The following is a 19,902-nucleotide window of genomic DNA, read 5'->3' as shown; positions in this document are numbered from 1 at the left end:
CTGGCTATGGCTTACCCGCCGTATGTCGACTCCCATCCCCCGCCCAGCGCCTTACAAAGCGTAATGAGATTCGTAGCGGCCGTGGCTCTGCTTTGCTCGAGATTGCTTTGTGCTTCGAGCAACTGCTTCTGCACGTTCAACACGTCGAGATAATCGAGCGCCCCCGCCTTGTACCGCTCCCTCGCGACCGAGAGCGCGCGCTCGTTCATGGTCACGGCCTGGGCCAGCCGGTCGCGGCGGCGCTGTTCGGCGTCGTAGGTGACGAGCGCGTCGTCCACCTCCTGCCACGCGCGCAGCACCGTCTCCTTGTAGGCAATCGCGGCCTCCTGCTGTTGCGCCTCACGCAGCTGGAGCGTGCCTTTCAGGCGGCCGCCTTCGAAGATGGGAAACGTAATGGAAGGGCCAACGACAAACTGTCCGGACGCCCAACTGGCCAGACTCGAAAGCTGAAGACTCTGAAAGCCCGCGCTTCCATTGAGCATGATGCGCGGATAAAAATCGGCCTTCGCCACGCCGATCGACGCCGTCGCCGCGTGCAGGTCCGCTTCTGCCTTGCGGATATCGGGCCGGCGCTGCACGAGTTCGGAAGGAAAGCCGATCGGGACCTGCGCCGGCAGCACGGGTACCTCCTGCGTTGCAGCGAGCGTCTCGCGCAGCGCGCCTGGCTCCTCGCCGAGCAGCAGGCCGATTGCATTGATCGTCGTTTCGGAGTGCGATTCGAGCGTGGGAATCAGGCTTTCGATATTCTCCACCTGCGCCGAAGCGTTCGAGACATCCAGGTCCGTGGTCACGCCTTCATGCGCGCGCACCTGCGTGAGCTTCAGCGCGTCGTTGGCGATGTCCAGGTTTTGATGCGCGATCTGCAGGAGTTCCTGCGTGTCGCGCAGTTCGATATAGTCGCGCGCAAGCTCCGCGCGCGCGCTCAGCAAGACGGCGTTGCGGTCCTCATACGAGGCTTGGGACAGCGCCGTCGCCGCTTCCACGCTGCGTCGCACGCGACCCCAGATATCGACCTCCCATGAAGCATCGAAGCCGGCCTGATACAGGTTATAGGCGGGCGAACCCTTGGACCCCGGCATCGCCGCCACGCCGAGAGGCGCGCTGCCGGAGGCCGACTGCGGCTGACTTTGCGTCGGCGTCACGCCAAGCAGCGAGAGGATGCCGTTTTCGCTGCCGCGTTCGCGGTTATACGATGCGGCGCCGTCGAGCGTCGGATATTCGGCTGCGCCCGCCACGCGGCGCTCGGCGCGGCTCTGCAGCAGGCGCGCGGAGGCCGCCGCCACGTCCAGGTTTGCGTCGGCGAGCTGCTTTTCCAGGCCGTTCAATACCGGATCGTTGAACAGTGTCCACCATTCCGGACCAAACTGGCCTTCCACGGCTTTGCTCGGCGCCTGCGCCGTCTGCGTGCGGTTGAAGACCTCGGGCGTCGGCGACTTTGGCGGTTCGAAGTTGGGACCCACCGTGCAACCGGCTATTGTCAGGAACGCCAGGCATGCGAGAACCGCGAGAAAGATCGCGCGGATAGCATAGTTGCTCGTGTTCATTTGCTTTCCGCTCCCTCGGCCGACGCTTGTTCGCCCCGGCCAACGGCCACTTCGGCTTCCACCGAGAGCCCAACGCTCAATGCCGCTGCAGCAGGCTGCCCGCGATCGATCGTGATCTTGACGGGCACGCGCTGCACCACCTTCGTAAAGTTCCCGGTTGCGTTGTCGGGTGCGATCGGCGCGAAGCTCACGCCGGTCGCCGGCGCAAGGCTGTCGATGCGGCCACGGATCACTACGCCGGGAAGGCTGTCGACCGTCACCCGCACGCTTTCGCCGGGCCGCATATGCGTGATCTGGCTCTCCTGGAAGTTGGCGACGACATACGCATCCGAAAGCGGCACGATGGCCAGCACAGGGGCGCCGGGCGTCACGAATGCGCCGACCCGCGCCGAGCGGCGTCCCACCTTGCCGTCGACCGGCGCGCGAATCTCCGTATAGGAGAGGTTGAGCTTCGCCTGTTCGCGCACCGCTTCGGCGTGTTGAAGTGCACCGGCTGCCTTGTCGCGCTCGGTGCGCAGGACGTCCAGGTTCTGCTGGGTGGCCGTGAGCACCGCCTGATCGTGCGACTGCTGCGCGAGCTGCTCGGCGAGCGTGCTCGAAGCCTGTTGCTGCTCCTGCGCGGTCCCCGCACCCGCCGTGGAAAGATTCTGGTAGCGCGCCGCGTTGGCCCGCGCGAAGCCGATCGACGCATCGTCGGCGCGCAGCGTGGCGCGCGCCTGATCGACGAGCGAGGGCTGGCGCGCGATCTCCGCTTCGAAGTTCGCCACCGACGCCTTCGCGCCCACCACCTCCGCCTCGGCGCTCATCAACGCGGCGTGATAGTCGCGGTCGTCGATGCGCACCAGCAGCTGACCGGCCTTCACGTCCTCGTTATCGTTCACCAGTACGTCCGTGATCTGCCCCGCGACTCGCGGCGCGACGAGCGTGAAATCCGCGGTGACGTAGGCGTCGTTCGTGGATTCCGAACTGGAGTGAGACAGGAGCTTCGTGCCGCCCCACGCAGCAACGCCGACAATGGCGACGACTGCCGCAATACGAAGCCATTTCAGCCTGGACGGTGTGGGGGTGGGTTTAGTCGATGACATGGAAAACGGACCTCATTTCGAAGCGGGCGGCGTAGTGCTCCACGGCGGATAGATCCGCACCGGCAGCACCGGAACAAGAAGAAGCAGAACGAGCGCAACGCACGCCATCACCCGGTAGAGATCGGCGGAAGTCAGCACGACGGCCTGCTCGTGAATACGGTGCGCGAGTTGCCCCAGCGCGTAGGGGGTATCGAGGCCGGGGCCTGCCACCAGCGCGCGGTTGCCCAGCTGGTCGACGAGCATGCTCGAATGGAAATGTTCGCGCGCGGTGCCCACCCCCTCGATCAGACCCGTCGCGATGGCGGCGGCGAACGTCTTGACCGTATTGAACATGGCCGAAGCAAACGGGCCTTCCGCGGGCGGCAGACCCGTCGTGACGCCCATGAGGATCGACATGATCACCATGGGCTGCGCGATGATCTGCAGCGCCTGCAGCACATAGAAGTTGTCGCGAATCCACTCGGACGTCATGAAACTGCCGAGTGCGCACGTCGTGAACATCAGCGACAGACCGATAGCGATCACCCAGCGATGATCGGCGCGCCGCGTGTTCAATAGCGCCGCCGTCAAAGGGAGCGTAATCAGCAGCGGAACGGCAAGCAACAGCGAGAGCGGCGCCGTCTGCAGCGGCCGGTACGCGTGAACTTTCGCGAGAAACTGCCCAGGTATCGCCGCGACGCCGACCAGCAGGATCACGGTGCCGAGCAAGGTCGAGAGTCCATGCGTGAAATTTCTGCGCTCGAGTAACTGGAGCTTGAAGAAGGGCACGGGCTGAAACCACTCGTTGACGAGGAAGACCACGAGCAGCAGCGCGCCGCCGCCAAGCATCACGCGGATAAAGTCCGATTCGAACCAGTCGAGCCGGTCACCTTGCAAGAACCCGGTCACGAGCATGGCAAACGCGGGGAAGCCCGTCATCAACCCGATCCAGTTGAACGTACGAAAGCGCTCGAGCTTGACTGGATCGTCGGGCAGCCCCTGCTGAATCGCGATACAGCACAGCACGCCGAGCGGAATGATTTGCCAGAACGCCATGCGCCAGCTCACGAACTCCGTCCACAACGCGGCGAGCGGTGTGCCGAGCGCCGGTCCGAAGGTCGCAGTGAGCGCGTAGCCTGCGAGCCCATACAGCTTGAATTTGGGCGGCAGATAACGCAGCGCCACGATGATCAGCATGGGGGGCAGACAGCCGCCCGCGATTCCCTGGAAGATACGCAAGACGTAGAGCGTCGCCAGATTCGGCGCAAACGGGCACAGCAATCCAAACAACATCGTGGCGAGCACAGCGCCGATCGTGAAGCGCTTGAGCGTAAAGGTGATGCCGAACCAGGGTGCGAATACCATCGTCGCGACGTTGGCGGCTTCGAAGAGCGAGGTCAGCCACGTCCCGTCGTCATGCCCGATCAGGAACGCGCCCTGGATATCGGCCATCGCTGCCGCGGTAACCTGTTCGTTGAGGATAGCCAGCAACGAAGCGAACAACATGCCGAGCAGGCCCACGACAATGCGCCCCGTAAACGCCATTTGCGCGGGGGCAGGCTGCGTCGGCGCCACGGCTTCGCGTACGGGGCCTGGCTCCTGCGCCTGCGGGGCCGTTGCCGCTTCCGGTCCAGTCGTCAAAGGGTTAGCAGTTGTCATGAGGATCGGCAACTTCTCTGGTTTCGTTAGCTGTGCTGTTTGATGTAGCTATTTCACTGCGAGGCAATTCAGCTTCCTGCGTCCGCACGCGATGCGATGACCACACCGTCGGTGCGCCGCGCATTGTTGCTGTTCACTGAGTGCTTTATTGTCAGAGATGAACCCAATTTCTTAAAGTCTCGCCTGGTCTGATTTTGGGCCATCTAGTACGAGAATTTTGCCAGGCCCTCCGGTCATGATCCGGCAGCGCGTGTGCGCTGCGGCAACGCAAACCTGACTGATTACGCACGGGTCATTTCTGCACGCTTTTGAGCCAATCCAGGTTGCGAGGCGCTACCAGGCGGCACACGATGCTTAGAATCGCGACGTATGCATCCAGGCCGCGGGTTAATCGCGGTAGACACGATTAACGAAGGTTTGAAAACGAACCAGCAACGGTAGGCGCCGAAAGGCTTTTACTTTTGTTATCCGTTTGCAAGAGACTCAGATTGGGAAGTCAAGATGGACAGATTACGCGAGATGGAGGTTTTTGTAGCCATCGTCGAACGCGGCAGCTTCAGCGCCGCATCCGAAAAATTCGGCTTGTCGCGAGCGGCGGTCTCGCGGGCGGTCAACTCGCTCGAAACGCGCCTGGGCGCCCAGTTGCTCGCGCGCACGACACGCTCGGTCCGGCCCACGGACGCGGGCGCCACTTACCTCGAGGCCTGCCGCAAGCTGCTCGATGGCATCACCGACGCGGAGTCGCATATTGCCGTGGATCCCGCCAACCCGGTGGGCACGCTCACGATTACCGCGCCGGTCCAACTCGGCCAGCGCTTCATCGCCCCGCTCGTCAACGCCTACACGCTGCGCTACCCCGACGTCAGCGTGAACGCCGTTTACCTCGATCGTCCCACGCGCCTGCTCGAAGAAGGCGTGGATATCGCCATACGTATTGGCCATCTCGAAGATTCGTCGACTTTCGCGGTGCGCCTGGGATCCGTGCGGCGGCAAACTTTTGCGTCACCCGCTTATCTCGCCGGGCATGGAGAGCCCATGCATCCGCGAGACCTGGTCGGCCACCACTGCGTTTCCTTTACCGGCGTTTCCCAACCGTTCGAGTGGATGTTTTACGAAAATAACTCGAAGATTCCTGTACGGCTGCAGCCGAGATTGATCGTCAATCTGGCGGCCGCCGCGATTTCGGCCGCGGAAGACGGCGTGGGTATCACGCAGTTGCTGTCTTACCAGGCCGCAACCGAAGTGTCCTCCGGAAATCTGGTGCCCATTTTGCGCGCGTACGAGCCCGAATCGGCGCCGGTCAACCTGCTTCATGTCGAACGGCGCGGAACGAGCGGAAAGATTCGGTCCTTCGTCGAGTTCGTGACCGAAACGCTGCGAAACAATGCGTATCTTCAATGCGCGAGCGGCTTGACGACCGAAGGCGAAAGGGTACGCCCGGTCCAGGCAAGCGCGAACTCGCAAGGCATCCCGCTGCGCCTGCACAATATCCGCAGTCGCTGATTCATTCAATCGACAACTGAGGAAATCTGAGCCGCTATGCGAAGTTCGCGGTAGGCGCTCACGAGCGCGTCGAGGCTGAATGCGCGATTCAAGCCGCTCGGGTTCGGCAAAACCCATGCACACGCGCCGCCGCACTGGCTGGACTGCAAACCCCACTGGATATCTCGCTTGCCCGACATTTCGGCAAGCGCCATCTTGCCAAGAAAGGCGATAAACCGTGGCGCGTAGTGTTGAACCTTCCGTTCGAATTGCGCCGCAGCAGCCTGAATCTCCGCTCTCGACAATTCGTCCGCGCGTGCCGTCGCGCGCGAGACCGCCGTAGTCAGACCAAAGCCATGCTGCAGCAACTCACGGTCGTTCTCGGGGCGAAATTCTTCCGGCGTAAAGCCGGCGCGATGGAGCACTCGCCAGAACCGGTTCCCTCTGCCATCGAAGTGGTGCCCCGTGGCGACCGCACGCATGCCCGGATTGATCCCGCAAAACAGTATCGACAGACCGGGCTCGATGATATCGGGAAGACACGGCGCACAATCGGCGCGCGCCGGCTCCGCCAGGCAATCGTCGCTACGCACTCGCCTCCCCGCGGAATCGCAGGCGATATTGTTTTGGCGTGACGTTCAGGCGCCGCGAGAACGTCGTGCGCATATGCGTGGCGCTATGAAAGCCGCATTTGAATGCAACCGTCTTGAGCGGTGCATCCGTGTCCTCCAGCAGCTTTCTCGCCGTGTCGACGCGAACCTGCTCGACGAATACGGAGGGCGTGACCTTTGCGTTCTTGGCGAATATGCGCGACAAGGTGCGTCGGCTCACGGCAGCCGCGCTCGCCAGCGCCTCGATCGAAAGCGTATCGGTGATATGTTCGCTCACGTAGCGATACACCTTGCTGAGTATGGGGTCCTCGTCCTTACCGGCGCCGATATACGGGCTGTACTGAGACTGCCCGCCTTCGCGCTGGATATACACCACCAGCCGCTTCGCAACCCGCACCGCCAGTTCGTGTCCCCAGTCTTCCGCCACCAGCGCCAGGCACAGATCGATGCCCGCGGTCACGCCCGCCGACGTGAACAGCCGCCCGTCGCGAACGAAAATCCGGTCCGGCTGCACATTGGCGTGCGGGAATTCATTGGAGAGACGGCCGGCATCCGACCAGTGAGTCGTCACGTCCTTGCCATCGAGCAGCCCTGCATGAGCGAGTACGAATGCGCCGTTGCACACCGAACCAAATCGGCTTGCACTGCGCGCCTGATTTTGCAGCCAGGCCAGAAACGCATTCGACGGATGCAGGTCGGGCAACTGCGGCCCACCGGCTACGAGGAGCAAGTTCCATTGCACGTCGCTGTCGGCATAGCCAAGCGAGACCGCCAGTTGCATGCCGTTCGAGCAGGTCACGGCGCCCGCCTCGCGCCCGACGAGTGTCACCTCGTAGCGCTGATGCTCGGAGAGGAATGTGTTCGCCTCGGCGAACACATCGAGTGGGCCTGCAACATCTAGCGCCTGCACACCATCGAATACAACAATGGCGACTTTCATGCCGTGACCTTCAGAGGTGGTGTCCCAACCAGGACCGTGGCGCAGCTTAACGCATCGTCATTAGCTGGTGCAGTCTGTCCCCGGAAAAAGTATTTTGCGTCGGTGTAACAAATCGGCAGCGTGGCCCAAAACATCCACTAGTTGGCAGGCGGCGGCACCACGCGCGCATTTCGCCCGCTGCCCCGCATAACTAGACTCTATTCACGACTGCGGCAGGGCAAACAACCCGGGCGGACCGGAAGGCGTTATCGCCATCACTCCACGTGTTGCGCCCGACATTGGACCGCACACCGACCAAAGGCAGATTCATCATGTTGAAAGAACGTCAGAGCTCTTTCCTCTTCGGGGGCAACGCCCCTTACGTCGAAGAGCAATATGAAACTTACCTGGCTGACCCGGATGCGGTCACCAGTGAATGGCGGGTGTGGTTCGATGCACTGCGCGAAACGCCCGCTATCGACGGCAGCGATCGCGATGACGAGCCGCACGCCCCCGTCATTTCCAGCTTTGTGGAGCTTGCCAAGCGGCCGCCGCGCATGATCGTCCAGGCCGATACCACCGTCGCAAACGACTCCGGCCTTGGCCTTGCGCGCAAGCAGGTCGCGGTACAGTCGCTGATCGCCGCGTTCCGCATGATCGGCACGCGCACGGCCGATCTCGATCCGCTGATGTGGACGCCGCCACGCGCCTACGCTGAGTTGACGCCAGCCTATTACGGCCTGACGGCCGCGGACATGGCGACGACATTCAGCACCGCCGACACGTTCCTGTTCGACGACGACGCCACGCTGCAAGCGCTCGTCGCGGCGCTGGAGCAAACCTACACGGGCACGCTCGGCGCCGAATTCATGCATCTTACCGACGCCGGACAGCGGCGCTGGTGGCAGATGCAGCTCGAATCCACGCGAGCCAGACCGTCGCTGCAGGCCGAGGAACAACGCCGGCTGCTGGAACGCCTGAGCGCGGCAGAAGGCCTCGAGAAATACCTTAACGCACGCTACGTCGGGCAGACGCGCTTCTCGCTCGAAGGCGCGGAGTCGCTGATTCCGATGCTCGACGAAGTCGTCCGCTACGGGGCTTCGAAAAAGTTGCGCGCGGTGGTGATGGGCATGGCGCACCGCGGACGCCTGAACGTTCTGGCGAATATCGTCGGCAAGCCGTTGCGTGCGCTGTTCGACGAGTTCGATGGCAAGGATCCCGACCGACTTGCCGCAGGCGACGTGAAGTATCACAAGGGCTTTACGAGTTCGGTCGATACGCCCGAGGGACCGGTCGAAGTGATGCTCGCGTTCAACCCGTCACATCTGGAAATCGTCAATCCGGTCGTGCAAGGCATGGCGCGCGCCAAGGGCGAGGTCCTGGGCAGCGCCGACGGGGTCGAGGTTCTGCCGGTCGAGATACACGGCGACGCGGCGATGTCCGGCCAGGGTGTCGTGATGGAAACCATGAGCCTCTCCTATACGCGCGGCCACGGCACGGGCGGCACCCTTCATATCGTCGTCAACAATCAGATCGGCTTCACGACGTCCGATCCGCGCGACACGCGCTCGTCGTTCTACACCACCGACATCGCGAAGATGATCGAGGCGCCCATCCTGCATGTGAACGGCGACGACCCCGAAGCCGTCGCGATGGCGGTGCGCCTTGCCCTCGACTATCGCACCGCGTTCAGACGGAGCGTGGTCATCGATCTCGTGTGCTTCCGCAAATTCGGGCACCAGGAGCAGGACACGCCGGGCATCACGCAGCCGCTGATGTATCGCGCGATCGCCAGCCATCCCGGTGTAAGAACCCGCTACGCGCAGAAGCTGATCCAGCAAGGCGTGTTGACGGCCGAAGAAGCAGAGGGCTACGTCAGCGCGCGGCGTGAACTGCTCAAGCGTGCGAACGAAACCGACGGCTCCGACGCGGCCTCTTCACGCGAGGAAGCGGTGAGCCCGGCTTCTCACCCCACCCCTTCGAGTGAAACGCTGCGCCGTCTCGCGCATCAGATTTCGACCGTTCCTGAGGGCCTTGCGCTCCATCCGCTGGTCAAGAAGATGATGACCGGGCGCCAGGAAATGGCCTCGGGAACACGGCCGCTCGACTGGGGCATGGGCGAGCATCTGGCATTCGCTTCGCTGCTCGGCGCGGGGGTTAGCGTTCGACTGAGCGGGCAGGATAGCGCGCGCGGGACGTTCAATCATCGTCACGCCGTGTTGCACGATCAAACGCGCATGAACCGGCCAGATGGCGTTTATATTCCGCTCGATCATCTCGGTGTTGCGAGTGACAAAGCGCAGGGCCGCTTCAATGTGACGAACTCCATCCTCTCCGAAGCGGCGGTGCTCGCGTTCGAGTACGGCTACACGACGGTGAACCGCGATGCGCTGGTGATCTGGGAGGCGCAATTCGGTGACTTCGCCAACGGCGCGCAAGTGGTGATCGACCAGTTCATCGCGGCGGCCGCCGCCAAGTGGGGGCAACGCAGCGGCCTGACGCTGTTCCTTCCTCACGGGCAGGAAGGCGCGGGACCCGAGCATGCATCGGCGAGGCTCGAACGCTATCTGCAGTTGAGCGCGCAGGACAACATGCGTGTCGCCCAGCCAACCACGCCGGCGCAACTATTCCATCTGCTGCGCATGCAGGCGCTCGCCTCCGATCGCCGCCCGCTTGTCGTCATGACGCCCAAGTCGCTGTTGCGGCATCCGGAAGCGGTCAGCACGTTCGAGGAGTTGAGCGAGGGCGCATTCCGCGAGGTTCTGCCGGATACGCAGGTCGAGGCGTCGCGGGCATCCAGCGTCGAGCGCGTGATCGTGGCCACAGGCAAGGTGTACTTCGAATTGCTCGAGCATCGCCGCGCGAACGCGGCCGACACGCCGATCATCCGTGTCGAACAGCTATATCCGTTTCCAGCAAAACAGTTGGCCGCCGAACTCGCGCGCTATCCCAACCTGAAGACCGTCGTCTGGTGTCAGGAGGAGTCGCGCAACCAGGGCGCATGGAGTTTCGTCGAACCGCAGTTGCGCGACCTGCTGCCAACGGGTGCGAAGCTGGCCTACGCCGGTCCTGACGCCGGCGCATCGACCGCGCCGGGCTACCATTCGGCGCACGTCGCGCGGCAATCCGCGCTGGTCGAGCAGGCGTTCATGGGGTAACCGCGCATGCGTGTCGCGATGATGCTTTATGCGGGGTTTCAACTGCTCGAGGTGAGCGGCCCGATGGATGTGTTTCATGCAGCGAATCGCCTGTATGGCGGCGCGTTTTATGAACCGCACCTCGTCGGGACCTCGCCTGGGCCCGTGCTGTCTTCCAACGGCACGGCGGTGGGCACCACGGAATGCCTGTTCGAAACGAGCACGCCGTTCGATGTCGTCGTGGTGCCCGGGTCTCCCGTGGTCAGTTCGGCGCGTGAGCATCGCGAACTCGTGACGTGGCTCGGCGACGCCGGGGCCGCCACGCGCAGGCTGGCCTGCATTTCCACTGGCGCGTTCCTGCTGGCGCGCGCCGGCGTTGCCGACCGCCGCTGGCTGACCACGCATTGGCGCGACGCTCACCGCCTCGCGGCCGAATATCCACGGGTGCACGTCATGTCCAATCCCGGCTGCCTGAAGGATGGCAACCTCTATTCATCGGGCGGCGCAAGCGCCGGCATTCACCTGGCGCTGTCGATCGTGCGGGAAGACCTTGGGGAAGGTGCCGCGGGAACCATCGCCAGAACGCTGTTGATGCAGCCGCATTGAAGCACGGCTTGCACGCGCAAGGAACGCCATGATAGACGCGAACCGGATTCACAAAGCACTCGCCAATCCCCTGCGGCGCGACATCCTCGCGTGGCTGAAGGTCCCCGCCGATGCCTTTCCAGAGGGCCATGTCGATCTGGGTCGCGGCGTGCCCGCACACGCCATCCAGGCACGCAGCGGACTCTCGCAGTCCACTATGTCAGCGCATCTTGCCGTACTGGTCGAAGCGCGACTGCTCGTTTCGACGCGAGTCGGACAATGGATGTTTCTGTCACGTAACGAAGAAGTGATACGGACATTCGCCGAACAGATTTCCCTGCATTTATAGGAGAATCTGGCGTGGCGCGAGTTTGCGTCGTAGCTGCGTGCGAGACAGATCTATCCGTGGAAGACGCGTAATGGACAAGCTGGACATGATGCGGATTTTCGTCCGCATAGCGGAAGAAGGAAGCTTTACGGGCGCGGCCTCGCGTCTGGATATTCAAACCGCCAATGCGTCGCGGGCGGTCTCGCAACTCGAGTCGCAATTGCGCACGCGCCTGCTGCATCGGAGTACGCGGCGGCTCTCGCTAACCGAGGCGGGTCAGCGCTATCTGGAGCGATGCGAGCGCATCCTCGCGTGTGTCGACGAGGCAGAGGCAGAGGCGGCCAATGCGCAGGTCAATCCCTCCGGACGGCTGCGTATTCATGCGTCACCGAGCTTCGGCCAGGCCTATGTGGTCCCGGCGCTCGTGCGCTATCGCGAGCGGCATCCCGCGGTATCGATCGAATTGACGTTGTCGCAGCACACGCCCGATATCATCGAGGCCGGCTACGACGTGATGTTTCAATTGAGTACGACGGAGTTGCCGGACTCGCGGCTCGTGTCGCACCGGCTCGGCGATGTCCATAACGTGCTGTGTGCGGCACCCGCCTATCTGGATACCCACGGCGTGCCGCGCACGGTGCACGACCTGGAGGCTCACACGTGCCTGCAGTTCGTCACGACGTTCTTTCCGCGCGATCGCTGGCATCTGCACGGCCCCAACGGCCGGGAGACGGTGGCGTTCCCGAAGGCGCCCGTCGAAATCAATCTTCCCGATGCGCTAAGCGTCGCCCTTCGCGAAGGCGTGGGCATCGGCGCGCTGCCGATGTCGACGGCGCTCGCCATGCTCGATAGCGGCGCGCTGGTGCGTGTATTGCCGCAATATCGTCTGCAGCGGCTCACCGCCTACGCGGTGCATGCCTCGCGCAAGTACCTCGACGCCAAGATCAAGACGTTCATGGATGACCTGCGCGAGGCGGTGCCCAAAGCGCTTGCTGCGGATGCGCAAGCGCTTTGCCGGGGCGCCGCCAGACTCGCTTAGCCCGCGGTTCCCTTATGAGCGCGCGCCGCCACACGTTGCGGCGTGGGTTGTGATGCAGTCGCAGGCGCCGCCATTTCGTTCTGCTTGATGATCTTTTCGATCTCGCCGTCGGCTTGCGCGTCGTACTGTGCGAAGACATCGGTGCGATAGCGCGTATTTTGCGCCGCGCCGAGCTGCGAGCCCGAGTCGTCGCGCGTATCGGCATCCACCGTCATCGAGAGGCCGATGCGCAACGGACGCGCCGCGAGTTCGCGTGGATCGAGCGCGATGCGCACCGGCAGGCGCTGCACGATCTTGATCCAGTTGCCCGTGGCGTTCTGCGCCGGCAGTGTCGCGAAGGCGCTGCCCGTGCCCGCCGAAAAGCCTTCGATGCGACCGTGATACTTCGCGCTCGAGCCGTAGACATCGGCAGTGAGCGTCACCGGCTGGCCAATGCGCATGTGCTTGAGCTGCACTTCCTTGAAGTTCGCGTCCACCCACACGCCGTCGAGCGGCACGATCGCCATGAGCGGCGTGCCGGGCGACACGCGCTCGCCCACCTGCACCTGGCGCTGCGCCACATAACCCGTCACCGGCGCGGGCAAGGTATCGCGCGCATACGCGAGCCAGGCCGCGCGCACTTTCGAGGCGGCCGCCTGCACGTCCGGATGCTGTTCGACCGACGTGCGATCGGTCAGCGCGTGATTCGCCGCCCCCTGCTGGCGTGCGGCGTCGAGCGCGGCCTGTGCGGCCTGCACGGCGTCGCGCGCGTGGGCAATGTCTTCGGCGGAAACGGCGCCCGAGTCCGCCACCGCGGCGCGGCGGCGCAGATCGTCGTTGGCGCGCGCCAGGTCCGATTCGCGTTGCGCCACGTTCGCCGCATAAAAGTCGTTGTTGACATAGAGGCCGCTCACGCGTCGCACGGTTTGGCCGAGCGACGCTTCGGCATCGGCCAGCGCGATTCTTGCGTCGGCCGGATCGAGCGTCACGACCGGGTCGCCCGCCTTCACGATCTGCGTGTCGTCGGTGTTGACGGCGACCACCGTACCCGTGACCTGCGGCGTGAGCTGCACAAGATTGCCGCTCACGTAGGCGTCGTCGGTCGATTCGTGAAAGCGGCCTTCCGTGAAGTAGTACGCGCCATAGGCCGCGCCCGCGATCAAGGTGAAGGCGCCGAGCAGCGCGATCAGGCGCTTGCGGCGGCCCGGGGGCGTGGCTTGCTGGTCATTGTTGGCCGGGGCCGCTTGCGCGCCGTTTTTTTTCTCGTCGCGTTGATCCACCGGCTCGCGGTCGGTCGTGATCGTTTCGCTCATTTCAGTTCTCCTGACGGGTTTGCAAACATGCCGTTCAACGCGCGGCGGCAATGACGGAATTGGCTTGAGGGTTGGGTTGGGCGGCAGCGTCCGCGTGGTGGCCGGTATCGGCCGAGGTGTCGACATAGCCGCCACCCAGGTCCGAAGCCAGCGCGATCTGCTCGTCGCGGCGATCCATCTTCAGGTTGGCGATGGCTTCGTCGGCGTTCAGTGCCGTGACGTCGGCGTTGAGCACCGTGAGCTGATTGGTCAGGCCGCCCTTGTATTGCGTGATCGCGAGCTGGTCGGCGTCGCGTGCCGCCTGCTGCGCGGTTTGGGCATCGACGAGCTGCGCATCACTCGAATGGATCTGCGCGAGCTGCGTGGCCACGCCGCTGAGCGCACCAATGAGCGTCTGGTCGTAAGCGGCCACCGCGTAGTCGAACTCGGCGTAGCGACCCTTCAACTGCGCACGCAGCTCGCCGCCGTCGAAGATCGGCAGGTGGACCGCGGGGCCCACCGAGGCCGTGCGGCTCGCGGCGGTCAGGAAGCGGCCGAAGCCGAACGCGTCGAGACCGAGCGCGGCGCTCAGGTTGATGTCCGGATAGAACTCGGCCTTCGCTTCCTTCACCTCATGCGTAATCGCGTCCACGCGCCAGCGGGCCGCAACGATATCCGGGCGCCGGCTCACGAGGTCGGCGGGCAGGTTGTCCGGCAAACGCACCTCGTCGCCCACGCCCAGCGTCGGCCGCGTGATCGCGAGCCCGCGGTCGGGGCCCTTGCCCATCAGCGCGGCCAACTGGTAGCGCGTCGTGAGAATGCTGCCGTCGAGCGCGCTCACCCGCGAGCGGCTGGTCGCCAGGTTCGCCTGCGCGGTCTTGCGCTCCACCTGCGTGTCGAGGCCCGTGGCAATGCGGCCCGCCGTGATGCGGTCGATCTGCTCGCGGCGCGTGACTTCTTCCTGCGCGATGTCGCGCAATGCATAGAGCCGCGCCAGCTGGTTGTAGGTGCGTGCGATCGAGGTATCCAGCGTGAGCTTGACGACTTCCTCGTCGGCCTCGCTCGCGGCCGTCTCCGAAACGGCTGCCCGCAGCGCCTCGCGATTCTTGCCCCACAGGTCGAGATCGTAGGAAGCGGTCAGCAAGCCCTTGTTTTCGGTCTGCCACGAGCCGGCGTACGGCGGCGGAATCAGCGCCGTGCTGCTGTACTGCTGGCGCGTGAGCGTATAGCTGGCGTCCACGCGCGGCAGCGTGCCCGCCTTCGCGGTTTCGCTATAGGCCTGCGCCTGGGCCACGCGCGCCTTGGCCTGCTCGACGCTCGGGCTGCCCTGCAGCGCTTCGGCAATCAGCGCCTTCAGCTGCGCGTCGCCGAACTGGTCGACCCAATCGGCGGACGGCCAGTGCCCCTGTTCTTGCGGCAGGCTCTGCGCCGTCTCGTACTGTTGCGGCTGGGCCATCTGCTTGTCGCTGTGGATGCCCGCGTAGTTGGCGCAAGCCGCCAGCGTGGCCATTGCAATCGCCGACACGCCCAGCTTCAGCGTACGGGTACCGATGCTTGCTTTAGAAGTCTGAGATTTCATTTTCTGACATATCAGATTAATGGTCGAAAAAAAGCGCGGCACCACGGCCGCACCGTTCAGTCGTCTGTGAACTTGCGAAGCAGGCGGTTCAGTTCGGCAAACTCCGCCTTGGTGAACTTGCGCAGGCGTGCGTTCAACACGTGCGGCGCGACGTCCGGAATCTGGTCCGCCGTTTCCAGCCCCTTTGCGGTGAGGTTCAGATTGACCACACGACGGTCGTCTGCGTCGCGCGAACGCTCGAGCAGACCCTTGGTTTCCAGCTTGTCCAGCATCCGCGTCATGAGGCCCGTATCGATGCCGAGCAGCTTCGACAGTTCGAACGGCGTGGTCGCCACACCCTGCTTCACCGAAAGCAGAATGCCCATTTGCTGGCCCGTGATGTCGAGGTCCTTGAGCGCCGCGTCCATCTCCGCGACGACCAGATTGCGCGCCTTGACGATTCTGAAGCCGACACTTTCCGTGAGCATGAAATTTCTCGTCGTGTAGTGGTCCATCGCGACATCCTCCGTGTTGAACAGCACAATATCTGCAGTGTCAGATACTGTCAAGAAAAACACGCGAGCTTTGCCATCAGGTTTGCCGTCTGAACCGGGTTCAACTGCTGAATTCAGTGTCCGCCAGCGCCTGCCGCGCCCGCGCCACCGCCCTTGACCGGCCGCGTCACCCAGATCAGCGGGATGATGACGACGAAGATCACCGCCGATATCCAGAAGATGTCGTTCAACCCCAGCATGGTGGCTTGCGCGTTGAGCGAGGCTTCGTAAAAGGCCGTGGCCTTGGGAATGCCGCCACCCAGCGTCGCATGCAGGTGCGCGATGGCGCCGGTGAACGCCGGATTCTCCACGCTCGTCTGCTCCGCGAGCCGGGCGTGATGGAGGATCGTGCGGTCGTTCCAGGCGTTGCTCATGAGCGACGTGCCCACGGCGCCGGCGAAAATGCGCGCGAAGTTGGACAGGCCCGCGGCCGCCGGAATCTCGTCGGGCCGCAGACCCGACAGGATGATGCCGGTGAGCGGCGTGAAGAACAGCGCCGTGGGAATGCCTTGCAGCAGCGTCGGCAAAATCAGCGTCCACGCGTCCACGCCGGTCGTGTAGTTCGAGCGCATGAAAAACACGGCGGCGAAGCCAACGAACGCGAGGGTGGCGAGCACCCGCAGGTCGGAGCGCGGCATGAGCTTGCCCATCACCGGGGCGAGGATCACGGCGAAGATCCCCAGCGGCGCTGTGACGAGCCCCGCATCCACCGCGCGGTAGCCGAGAAAGCCCTGGATCCACTGCGGCAGGATCACGAGGTTTGCAAAGAAGATCGCATACGCGACCGAAATCGCAATCGTGCCGCCGAGGAAGTTGCGTTTGGCGAACAGCCGCAGGTTGACGATCGGCTTTTCCTCAGTCAATTCCCAGATCAGGAAGAACACGAAGCTGACCGCGGCGACGATGGTGAGCACCCAGATGACCGGCGAGCTGAACCAGTCGAGGTCCTTGCCCTTGTCGAGCATGATCTGCAGCGGCGCGACCCACGCGATGAGCGAAATCAGCCCGACCTTGTCGATGGGCAGTTTGCGTGCCGGCGTCTCGCGGTCGCGGTAGATCGCCCAGATCACGCCGGCCGCGAACAGGCCGACCGGCACGTTGATATAGAAGATCCATGACCAGCTGTAGCTGTCGGTGATCCAGCCGCCGAGCGCCGGACCCGCGATTGGTCCGACGGTTGCGGTCATCGCCCACAGCGCCAGCGCATTCGAACTCTTTTCCTTGGGGAAGGAGGCGAGCAGCAACGCTTGCGACAACGGCACCAGCGGCCCCGCTACGGCGCCCTGAACGATACGGGCCACCAGCAGCGTCAGCAGGTTCGGCGCCAGACCGCAGGCTGCCGACGAGAGCACGAACAGCAGGATCGCCCAGACGAACAGCTTGACCTGGCCCACGCGCTGCGTCAGCCACCCGGTCAACGGAATGGACACCGCATTGGCCGCGGCAAACAGCGTGATGACCCACGTGCCTTCGTCGATCGACACGCCGAGGTTGCCGGAGAGCGTGGGAATCGCGACGTTTGCAATCGACGAATCCAGCACGTTCATAAAAGTAGCGAGCGCCACGGCGAAGGTGCCGAGCGCGAACTTCGCGCCCGTCAGCTGGGGTAGCCCGCCTGGGTTGGTCGATGGATTCATGTTAGGTTCTCTCGTCTGGATGCGAATGTCCCGTCAAGCACGGGCCGTTATCTGACATGTCTGATAATTGGGCAAAAAAAAGGCCGCCCTAGCCATGCAGCAGTCTGGAAAGCAGCGTGCTCAAGGCGTCGAAGTCGGACCTCGAGAAGTGCGAGAGCCGCTCGCTCCAGGCGCCAGGCGCTACGTCTGCGTTGCGGGCCGCGACCGAGTGGCCCTCGCGTGTCAGCGAGACGTCCACGAGGCGCCGGTCCGTGCCATTGCGCGCGCGCTCCACGAGCCCACTGGTTTCGAGCTTGTCCAGCACCCGGGTCATCCGGGCGGGGTGGACGCCAAGGAGCTTCGCCAATGCCGCCGGCGTTTTCGCGCTCCCACCGGCCAACGTCAGCAGAATGCCGCGCTCCTGCAGGTTCAGCCCGGCGTCCTTGAGCCCTGCCCTGAGTTCAGTGGCCATCAGGTGGTGCGCCTGACCGAGCACGAACACCAGCTTCTGCGTGCGCTCGAAATCTTCATTGACGGGATCGTTCATCGATTGCCCTCCTCGATATCTGATGCGGAATATATCTGACATTGCAGATGTGTGCAAGGAAGTTTCCGCGGCCACAGAAAGACGCGCCGGCGCCTCGATCCAGCACCCGAGCGCCCTTCAGCAGGCGACGCGATACATCATGTAAAAAGTGATGTGAACGGCAAGCGATAATCGACGTCGTTCCTGGCCGCTATATTGTTTCGGCAGAGATTGGATCCGTGAGGTGCGGAAGTCCGGATCGGCGCACTCTTTTTTCAGGAGAATCGAAACATGACTGACAAATCGCTTACGCTGGGCATCGATCATGTCGGGCTGACCGTGCGCGACCTGAACCTCACACGTGACTTCTTCGTGAATTGTCTGGGCTGGAAACAGGTTGGCGAGCGACCCAGTTATCCGGCTGCGTTCGTTTCGGACGGACACGTCATGTTGACCCTCTGGCAAGTGACCGATCCGGGCCGCCTGGTCGAGTTCGACCGCAAGACCCATGTGGGCCTGCATCATCTTGCCTTGCGCGTAGGCAGCGAAGAAGCCCTCAACGATATCTTCTCGCGCGTGTCCGCCTGGCCGGGCGTGACAATCGAGTTCGCGCCGGAGAACCTGGGCCCGGGGCCGAAACGCCACACCATGGTGTACGAGCCGGGCGGGATCAGGCTCGAATTCGACCACGATCCGCGCACGCAGGCCTCCTGAGCCTCGCAGCAAGCCGCGCGTGAGCCCACACGCGGCCAGGCCGGTCCCATTTAGTCAGTTATCCAAAGTGAAACGGGCGTCATTGGCCTGGCCTGTTTCGCCGCGCGTCATCGCGCCCAACTCGCCCTCATTTGTTCCTGTGACTCACAACTGTTTGTCCGCGTCCTGTATTCAAACCGGGGGCATGGATGCGTAAATTGGTCGTCATCGGAGCAGCAAACCCGATCAAAAACAGAGTCCAACTTACTTCGAGGTTCATATGAGTCAATCCCCCAAAGTCGTCGTGATCACTGGCGCATCGCAAGGCATCGGCGCCGAAGCGGCCAGGGCATTCCGCGCACTCGGCCACAAGGTGGTCGCGACCTCGCGCAACATCAAACAGACTGACGATAGCGATCTCGTCGCAGTGGCCGGCGATATCGCCGACCCGGCCACGGCTCGCCGTGTCATCGAAACGGCCGTCTCGCGCTTTGGCCGCGTCGATACGCTCGTCAACAACGCGGGCATTTTCGTGGCGAAGCCGTTCACGCAGTACACCGCGGAAGACTACGCGGCGATCAAGGGCACCAACCTCGACGGTTTCTTCCATATCACGCAGCTCGCGATTGCGGAGATGGAAAAGCACGAGAGCGGCCACGTCGTCACGATCACGACGACGCTCGTCGATCACGCGATCGACGGCGTGCCGTCGGTGCTGGCCTCGCTGAGCAAGGGCGGTCTCGCCGCCGCCACGCGCTCGCTGGCGATCGAGTATGCCAAGCGCGGCATTCGCGCCAACGCGGTATCGCCTGGCATCATCAAGTCGCCGATGCACGCGCCCGAAACCCACGCCGCGCTCGGCGCGCTGCATCCGATGGGCCATATGGGCGAGATGAGCGACATCGTGAACGCCATCCTTTATCTCGACTCGGCGCCCTTCGTGACGGGCGAAATCCTCCACGTCGACGGCGGCCAGGTCGCCGGCCACTAAGGCGCGCTGCGCACTACCGGGCCCCACCGGGCCGACGAGGAGCGCCGCTCGCCGGCGCTCCTTGCAACGATCACCATCAAGGAAAGCGCAATGCCGATCGTCACAATTCAGGTTACACGCGAGGGCACACGGCCCGGCGCGGATTCCGTCACGGCGGAAGAAAAGGCCCAGCTCATCAAGGGCGTGAGCCAGCTCATGCTCGACGTGCTGAACAAGCCGCTGGAGGCGACTTTCGTCGTCATCGAAGAAGTGCCAACGGAAAACTGGGGATGGGGCGGCCTGCCTACCGATGTCTATCGAAGACAGAAGGGACTCATCAAGTGAA

The 19,902-nt window shown here is 63.6% G+C and carries 18 protein-coding genes; 8 read left to right on the top strand and 10 right to left on the bottom strand.

What is annotated here, in order from left to right:
• Positions 1–11 precede the first annotated feature (11 nt).
• Genes M3I56_RS10865 through M3I56_RS10855 form a run of 3 tightly spaced genes read right to left on the bottom strand, consistent with a single transcriptional unit; the run spans position 12 to position 4,267 of the window.
• Positions 12–1,544 carry an efflux transporter outer membrane subunit gene (locus M3I56_RS10865; RefSeq protein ID WP_254353815.1) on the bottom strand — a complete coding sequence of 511 codons (1,533 nt, stop codon included), beginning with the start codon at positions 1,542–1,544 and terminating at the stop codon, positions 12–14.
• On the bottom strand, positions 1,541–2,629 hold the full coding sequence (locus tag M3I56_RS10860) for an HlyD family secretion protein (RefSeq protein WP_254353814.1): 1,089 nt from the start codon (positions 2,627–2,629) through the stop codon (positions 1,541–1,543). The genes M3I56_RS10865 and M3I56_RS10860 overlap by 4 nt, the downstream gene beginning before the upstream one ends.
• Before the next feature lie 12 nt (positions 2,630–2,641).
• Positions 2,642–4,267, bottom strand: a complete 1,626-nt coding sequence (locus tag M3I56_RS10855; protein WP_254353813.1) for an MFS transporter — start codon at positions 4,265–4,267, stop codon at positions 2,642–2,644.
• Positions 4,268–4,768: 501 nt separating this feature from the next.
• Here M3I56_RS10855 and M3I56_RS10850 point away from each other — a divergent pair.
• A complete protein-coding gene (locus M3I56_RS10850) occupies positions 4,769–5,770 on the top strand; it encodes a LysR family transcriptional regulator (RefSeq protein WP_254353812.1) in 1,002 nt (333 codons plus the stop codon).
• A 5-nt stretch (positions 5,771–5,775) separates the two neighbouring features.
• On the opposite strand, the gene mug is transcribed toward M3I56_RS10850, so the two are convergent.
• Both mug and M3I56_RS10840 read right to left on the bottom strand, forming a co-directional pair.
• Positions 5,776–6,342 (bottom strand): G/U mismatch-specific DNA glycosylase, encoded by a 567-nt coding sequence (gene mug, locus M3I56_RS10845; RefSeq protein WP_254353811.1) that lies wholly within the window; start codon positions 6,340–6,342, stop codon positions 5,776–5,778.
• The gene (locus M3I56_RS10840; RefSeq protein WP_254353810.1) at positions 6,335–7,300 is read right to left on the bottom strand and encodes a GlxA family transcriptional regulator; all 966 of its coding nucleotides are present in this window, start codon (positions 7,298–7,300) and stop codon (positions 6,335–6,337) included. Before M3I56_RS10840 ends, mug begins: the two co-directional genes overlap by 8 nt.
• 311 nt (positions 7,301–7,611) lie before the next feature.
• Between M3I56_RS10840 and M3I56_RS10835 the strand changes: the two genes are divergently transcribed.
• The 4 genes from M3I56_RS10835 to M3I56_RS10820 all read left to right on the top strand — a co-directional run bounded on the left by M3I56_RS10835 (position 7,612) and on the right by M3I56_RS10820 (position 12,368).
• Positions 7,612–10,437 (top strand): 2-oxoglutarate dehydrogenase E1 component, encoded by a 2,826-nt coding sequence (locus tag M3I56_RS10835; RefSeq protein ID WP_254353809.1) that lies wholly within the window; start codon positions 7,612–7,614, stop codon positions 10,435–10,437.
• A gap of 6 nt (positions 10,438–10,443) precedes the next feature.
• Positions 10,444–11,022, top strand: coding sequence for an AraC family transcriptional regulator (locus tag M3I56_RS10830; RefSeq protein ID WP_254353808.1), 579 nt, complete (start codon positions 10,444–10,446; stop codon positions 11,020–11,022).
• 28 nt (positions 11,023–11,050) lie between these two features.
• Positions 11,051–11,350, top strand: coding sequence for a helix-turn-helix transcriptional regulator (locus tag M3I56_RS10825; protein ID WP_254353807.1), 300 nt, complete (start codon positions 11,051–11,053; stop codon positions 11,348–11,350).
• A 70-nt stretch (positions 11,351–11,420) separates the two neighbouring features.
• Positions 11,421–12,368: a LysR family transcriptional regulator gene (locus tag M3I56_RS10820; protein ID WP_254353806.1), complete on the top strand. Its 948-nt coding sequence runs from the start codon at positions 11,421–11,423 to the stop codon at positions 12,366–12,368.
• On the opposite strand, the gene M3I56_RS10815 is transcribed toward M3I56_RS10820, so the two are convergent.
• From M3I56_RS10815 to M3I56_RS10795, 5 genes are all read right to left on the bottom strand, one after another.
• On the bottom strand, positions 12,365–13,660 hold the full coding sequence (locus tag M3I56_RS10815) for an HlyD family efflux transporter periplasmic adaptor subunit (protein WP_254353805.1): 1,296 nt from the start codon (positions 13,658–13,660) through the stop codon (positions 12,365–12,367). The two genes, M3I56_RS10820 and M3I56_RS10815, sit on opposite strands and share 4 nt — an antisense overlap.
• Before the next feature lie 34 nt (positions 13,661–13,694).
• Entirely contained in the window at positions 13,695–15,218 is a 1,524-nt protein-coding gene (locus tag M3I56_RS10810; protein ID WP_254353804.1) for an efflux transporter outer membrane subunit, read from the bottom strand.
• 56 nt (positions 15,219–15,274) lie between these two features.
• The gene (locus M3I56_RS10805; protein WP_254353803.1) at positions 15,275–15,712 is read right to left on the bottom strand and encodes a MarR family winged helix-turn-helix transcriptional regulator; all 438 of its coding nucleotides are present in this window, start codon (positions 15,710–15,712) and stop codon (positions 15,275–15,277) included.
• A gap of 113 nt (positions 15,713–15,825) precedes the next feature.
• Complete coding sequence (locus M3I56_RS10800; protein WP_254353802.1) at positions 15,826–17,388, bottom strand: DHA2 family efflux MFS transporter permease subunit; 1,563 nt, start codon at positions 17,386–17,388, stop codon at positions 15,826–15,828.
• An 88-nt stretch (positions 17,389–17,476) separates the two neighbouring features.
• Positions 17,477–17,914 (bottom strand): MarR family winged helix-turn-helix transcriptional regulator, encoded by a 438-nt coding sequence (locus M3I56_RS10795; protein ID WP_028202282.1) that lies wholly within the window; start codon positions 17,912–17,914, stop codon positions 17,477–17,479.
• Positions 17,915–18,184: 270 nt separating this feature from the next.
• Between M3I56_RS10795 and M3I56_RS10790 the strand changes: the two genes are divergently transcribed.
• The 3 genes from M3I56_RS10790 (at position 18,185) to M3I56_RS10780 (ending at position 19,901) form a co-directional block, all read left to right on the top strand.
• Complete coding sequence (locus M3I56_RS10790) at positions 18,185–18,607, top strand: VOC family protein (protein WP_254353801.1); 423 nt, start codon at positions 18,185–18,187, stop codon at positions 18,605–18,607.
• A gap of 259 nt (positions 18,608–18,866) precedes the next feature.
• On the top strand, positions 18,867–19,577 hold the full coding sequence (locus M3I56_RS10785) for an SDR family NAD(P)-dependent oxidoreductase (protein WP_254353800.1): 711 nt from the start codon (positions 18,867–18,869) through the stop codon (positions 19,575–19,577).
• A gap of 90 nt (positions 19,578–19,667) precedes the next feature.
• Positions 19,668–19,901 carry a 4-oxalocrotonate tautomerase family protein gene (locus M3I56_RS10780; RefSeq protein WP_028202285.1) on the top strand — a complete coding sequence of 78 codons (234 nt, stop codon included), beginning with the start codon at positions 19,668–19,670 and terminating at the stop codon, positions 19,899–19,901.
• Position 19,902 lies beyond the last annotated feature (1 nt).

The sequence above is a fragment of the Paraburkholderia sp. CNPSo 3281 genome (assembly GCF_024206515.1).
Classification (GTDB): Bacteria; Pseudomonadota; Gammaproteobacteria; order Burkholderiales; family Burkholderiaceae; genus Paraburkholderia; species Paraburkholderia nodosa.
Note: the sequence above shows the minus strand (reverse complement) of the source record. Positions and strands in the feature narration are given on the sequence as shown.

Excerpts from the sequence above, each read along its gene's own strand:
- M3I56_RS10835 (WP_254353809.1), top strand. The coding sequence starts at position 7,612 with ATGTTGAAAGAACGTCAGAGCTCTTTCCTCTTCGGGGGCAACGCCCCT.
- M3I56_RS10790 (WP_254353801.1), top strand. The coding sequence starts at position 18,185 with ATGACTGACAAATCGCTTACGCTGGGCATCGATCATGTCGGGCTGACC.
- M3I56_RS10815 (WP_254353805.1), bottom strand. The coding sequence starts at position 13,660 with ATGAGCGAAACGATCACGACCGACCGCGAGCCGGTGGATCAACGCGAC.
- M3I56_RS10800 (WP_254353802.1), bottom strand. The coding sequence starts at position 17,388 with ATGAATCCATCGACCAACCCAGGCGGGCTACCCCAGCTGACGGGCGCG.
- M3I56_RS10830 (WP_254353808.1), top strand. The coding sequence starts at position 10,444 with ATGCGTGTCGCGATGATGCTTTATGCGGGGTTTCAACTGCTCGAGGTG.
- M3I56_RS10825 (WP_254353807.1), top strand. The coding sequence starts at position 11,051 with ATGATAGACGCGAACCGGATTCACAAAGCACTCGCCAATCCCCTGCGG.
- M3I56_RS10810 (WP_254353804.1), bottom strand. The coding sequence starts at position 15,218 with ATGAAATCTCAGACTTCTAAAGCAAGCATCGGTACCCGTACGCTGAAG.
- M3I56_RS10860 (WP_254353814.1), bottom strand. The coding sequence starts at position 2,629 with ATGTCATCGACTAAACCCACCCCCACACCGTCCAGGCTGAAATGGCTT.
- M3I56_RS10855 (WP_254353813.1), bottom strand. The coding sequence starts at position 4,267 with ATGACAACTGCTAACCCTTTGACGACTGGACCGGAAGCGGCAACGGCC.
- M3I56_RS10805 (WP_254353803.1), bottom strand. The coding sequence starts at position 15,712 with ATGGACCACTACACGACGAGAAATTTCATGCTCACGGAAAGTGTCGGC.
- M3I56_RS10840 (WP_254353810.1), bottom strand. The coding sequence starts at position 7,300 with ATGAAAGTCGCCATTGTTGTATTCGATGGTGTGCAGGCGCTAGATGTT.
- M3I56_RS10785 (WP_254353800.1), top strand. The coding sequence starts at position 18,867 with ATGAGTCAATCCCCCAAAGTCGTCGTGATCACTGGCGCATCGCAAGGC.
- M3I56_RS10780 (WP_028202285.1), top strand. The coding sequence starts at position 19,668 with ATGCCGATCGTCACAATTCAGGTTACACGCGAGGGCACACGGCCCGGC.
- M3I56_RS10820 (WP_254353806.1), top strand. The coding sequence starts at position 11,421 with ATGGACAAGCTGGACATGATGCGGATTTTCGTCCGCATAGCGGAAGAA.
- M3I56_RS10795 (WP_028202282.1), bottom strand. The coding sequence starts at position 17,914 with ATGAACGATCCCGTCAATGAAGATTTCGAGCGCACGCAGAAGCTGGTG.
- M3I56_RS10865 (WP_254353815.1), bottom strand. The coding sequence starts at position 1,544 with ATGAACACGAGCAACTATGCTATCCGCGCGATCTTTCTCGCGGTTCTC.
- M3I56_RS10850 (WP_254353812.1), top strand. The coding sequence starts at position 4,769 with ATGGACAGATTACGCGAGATGGAGGTTTTTGTAGCCATCGTCGAACGC.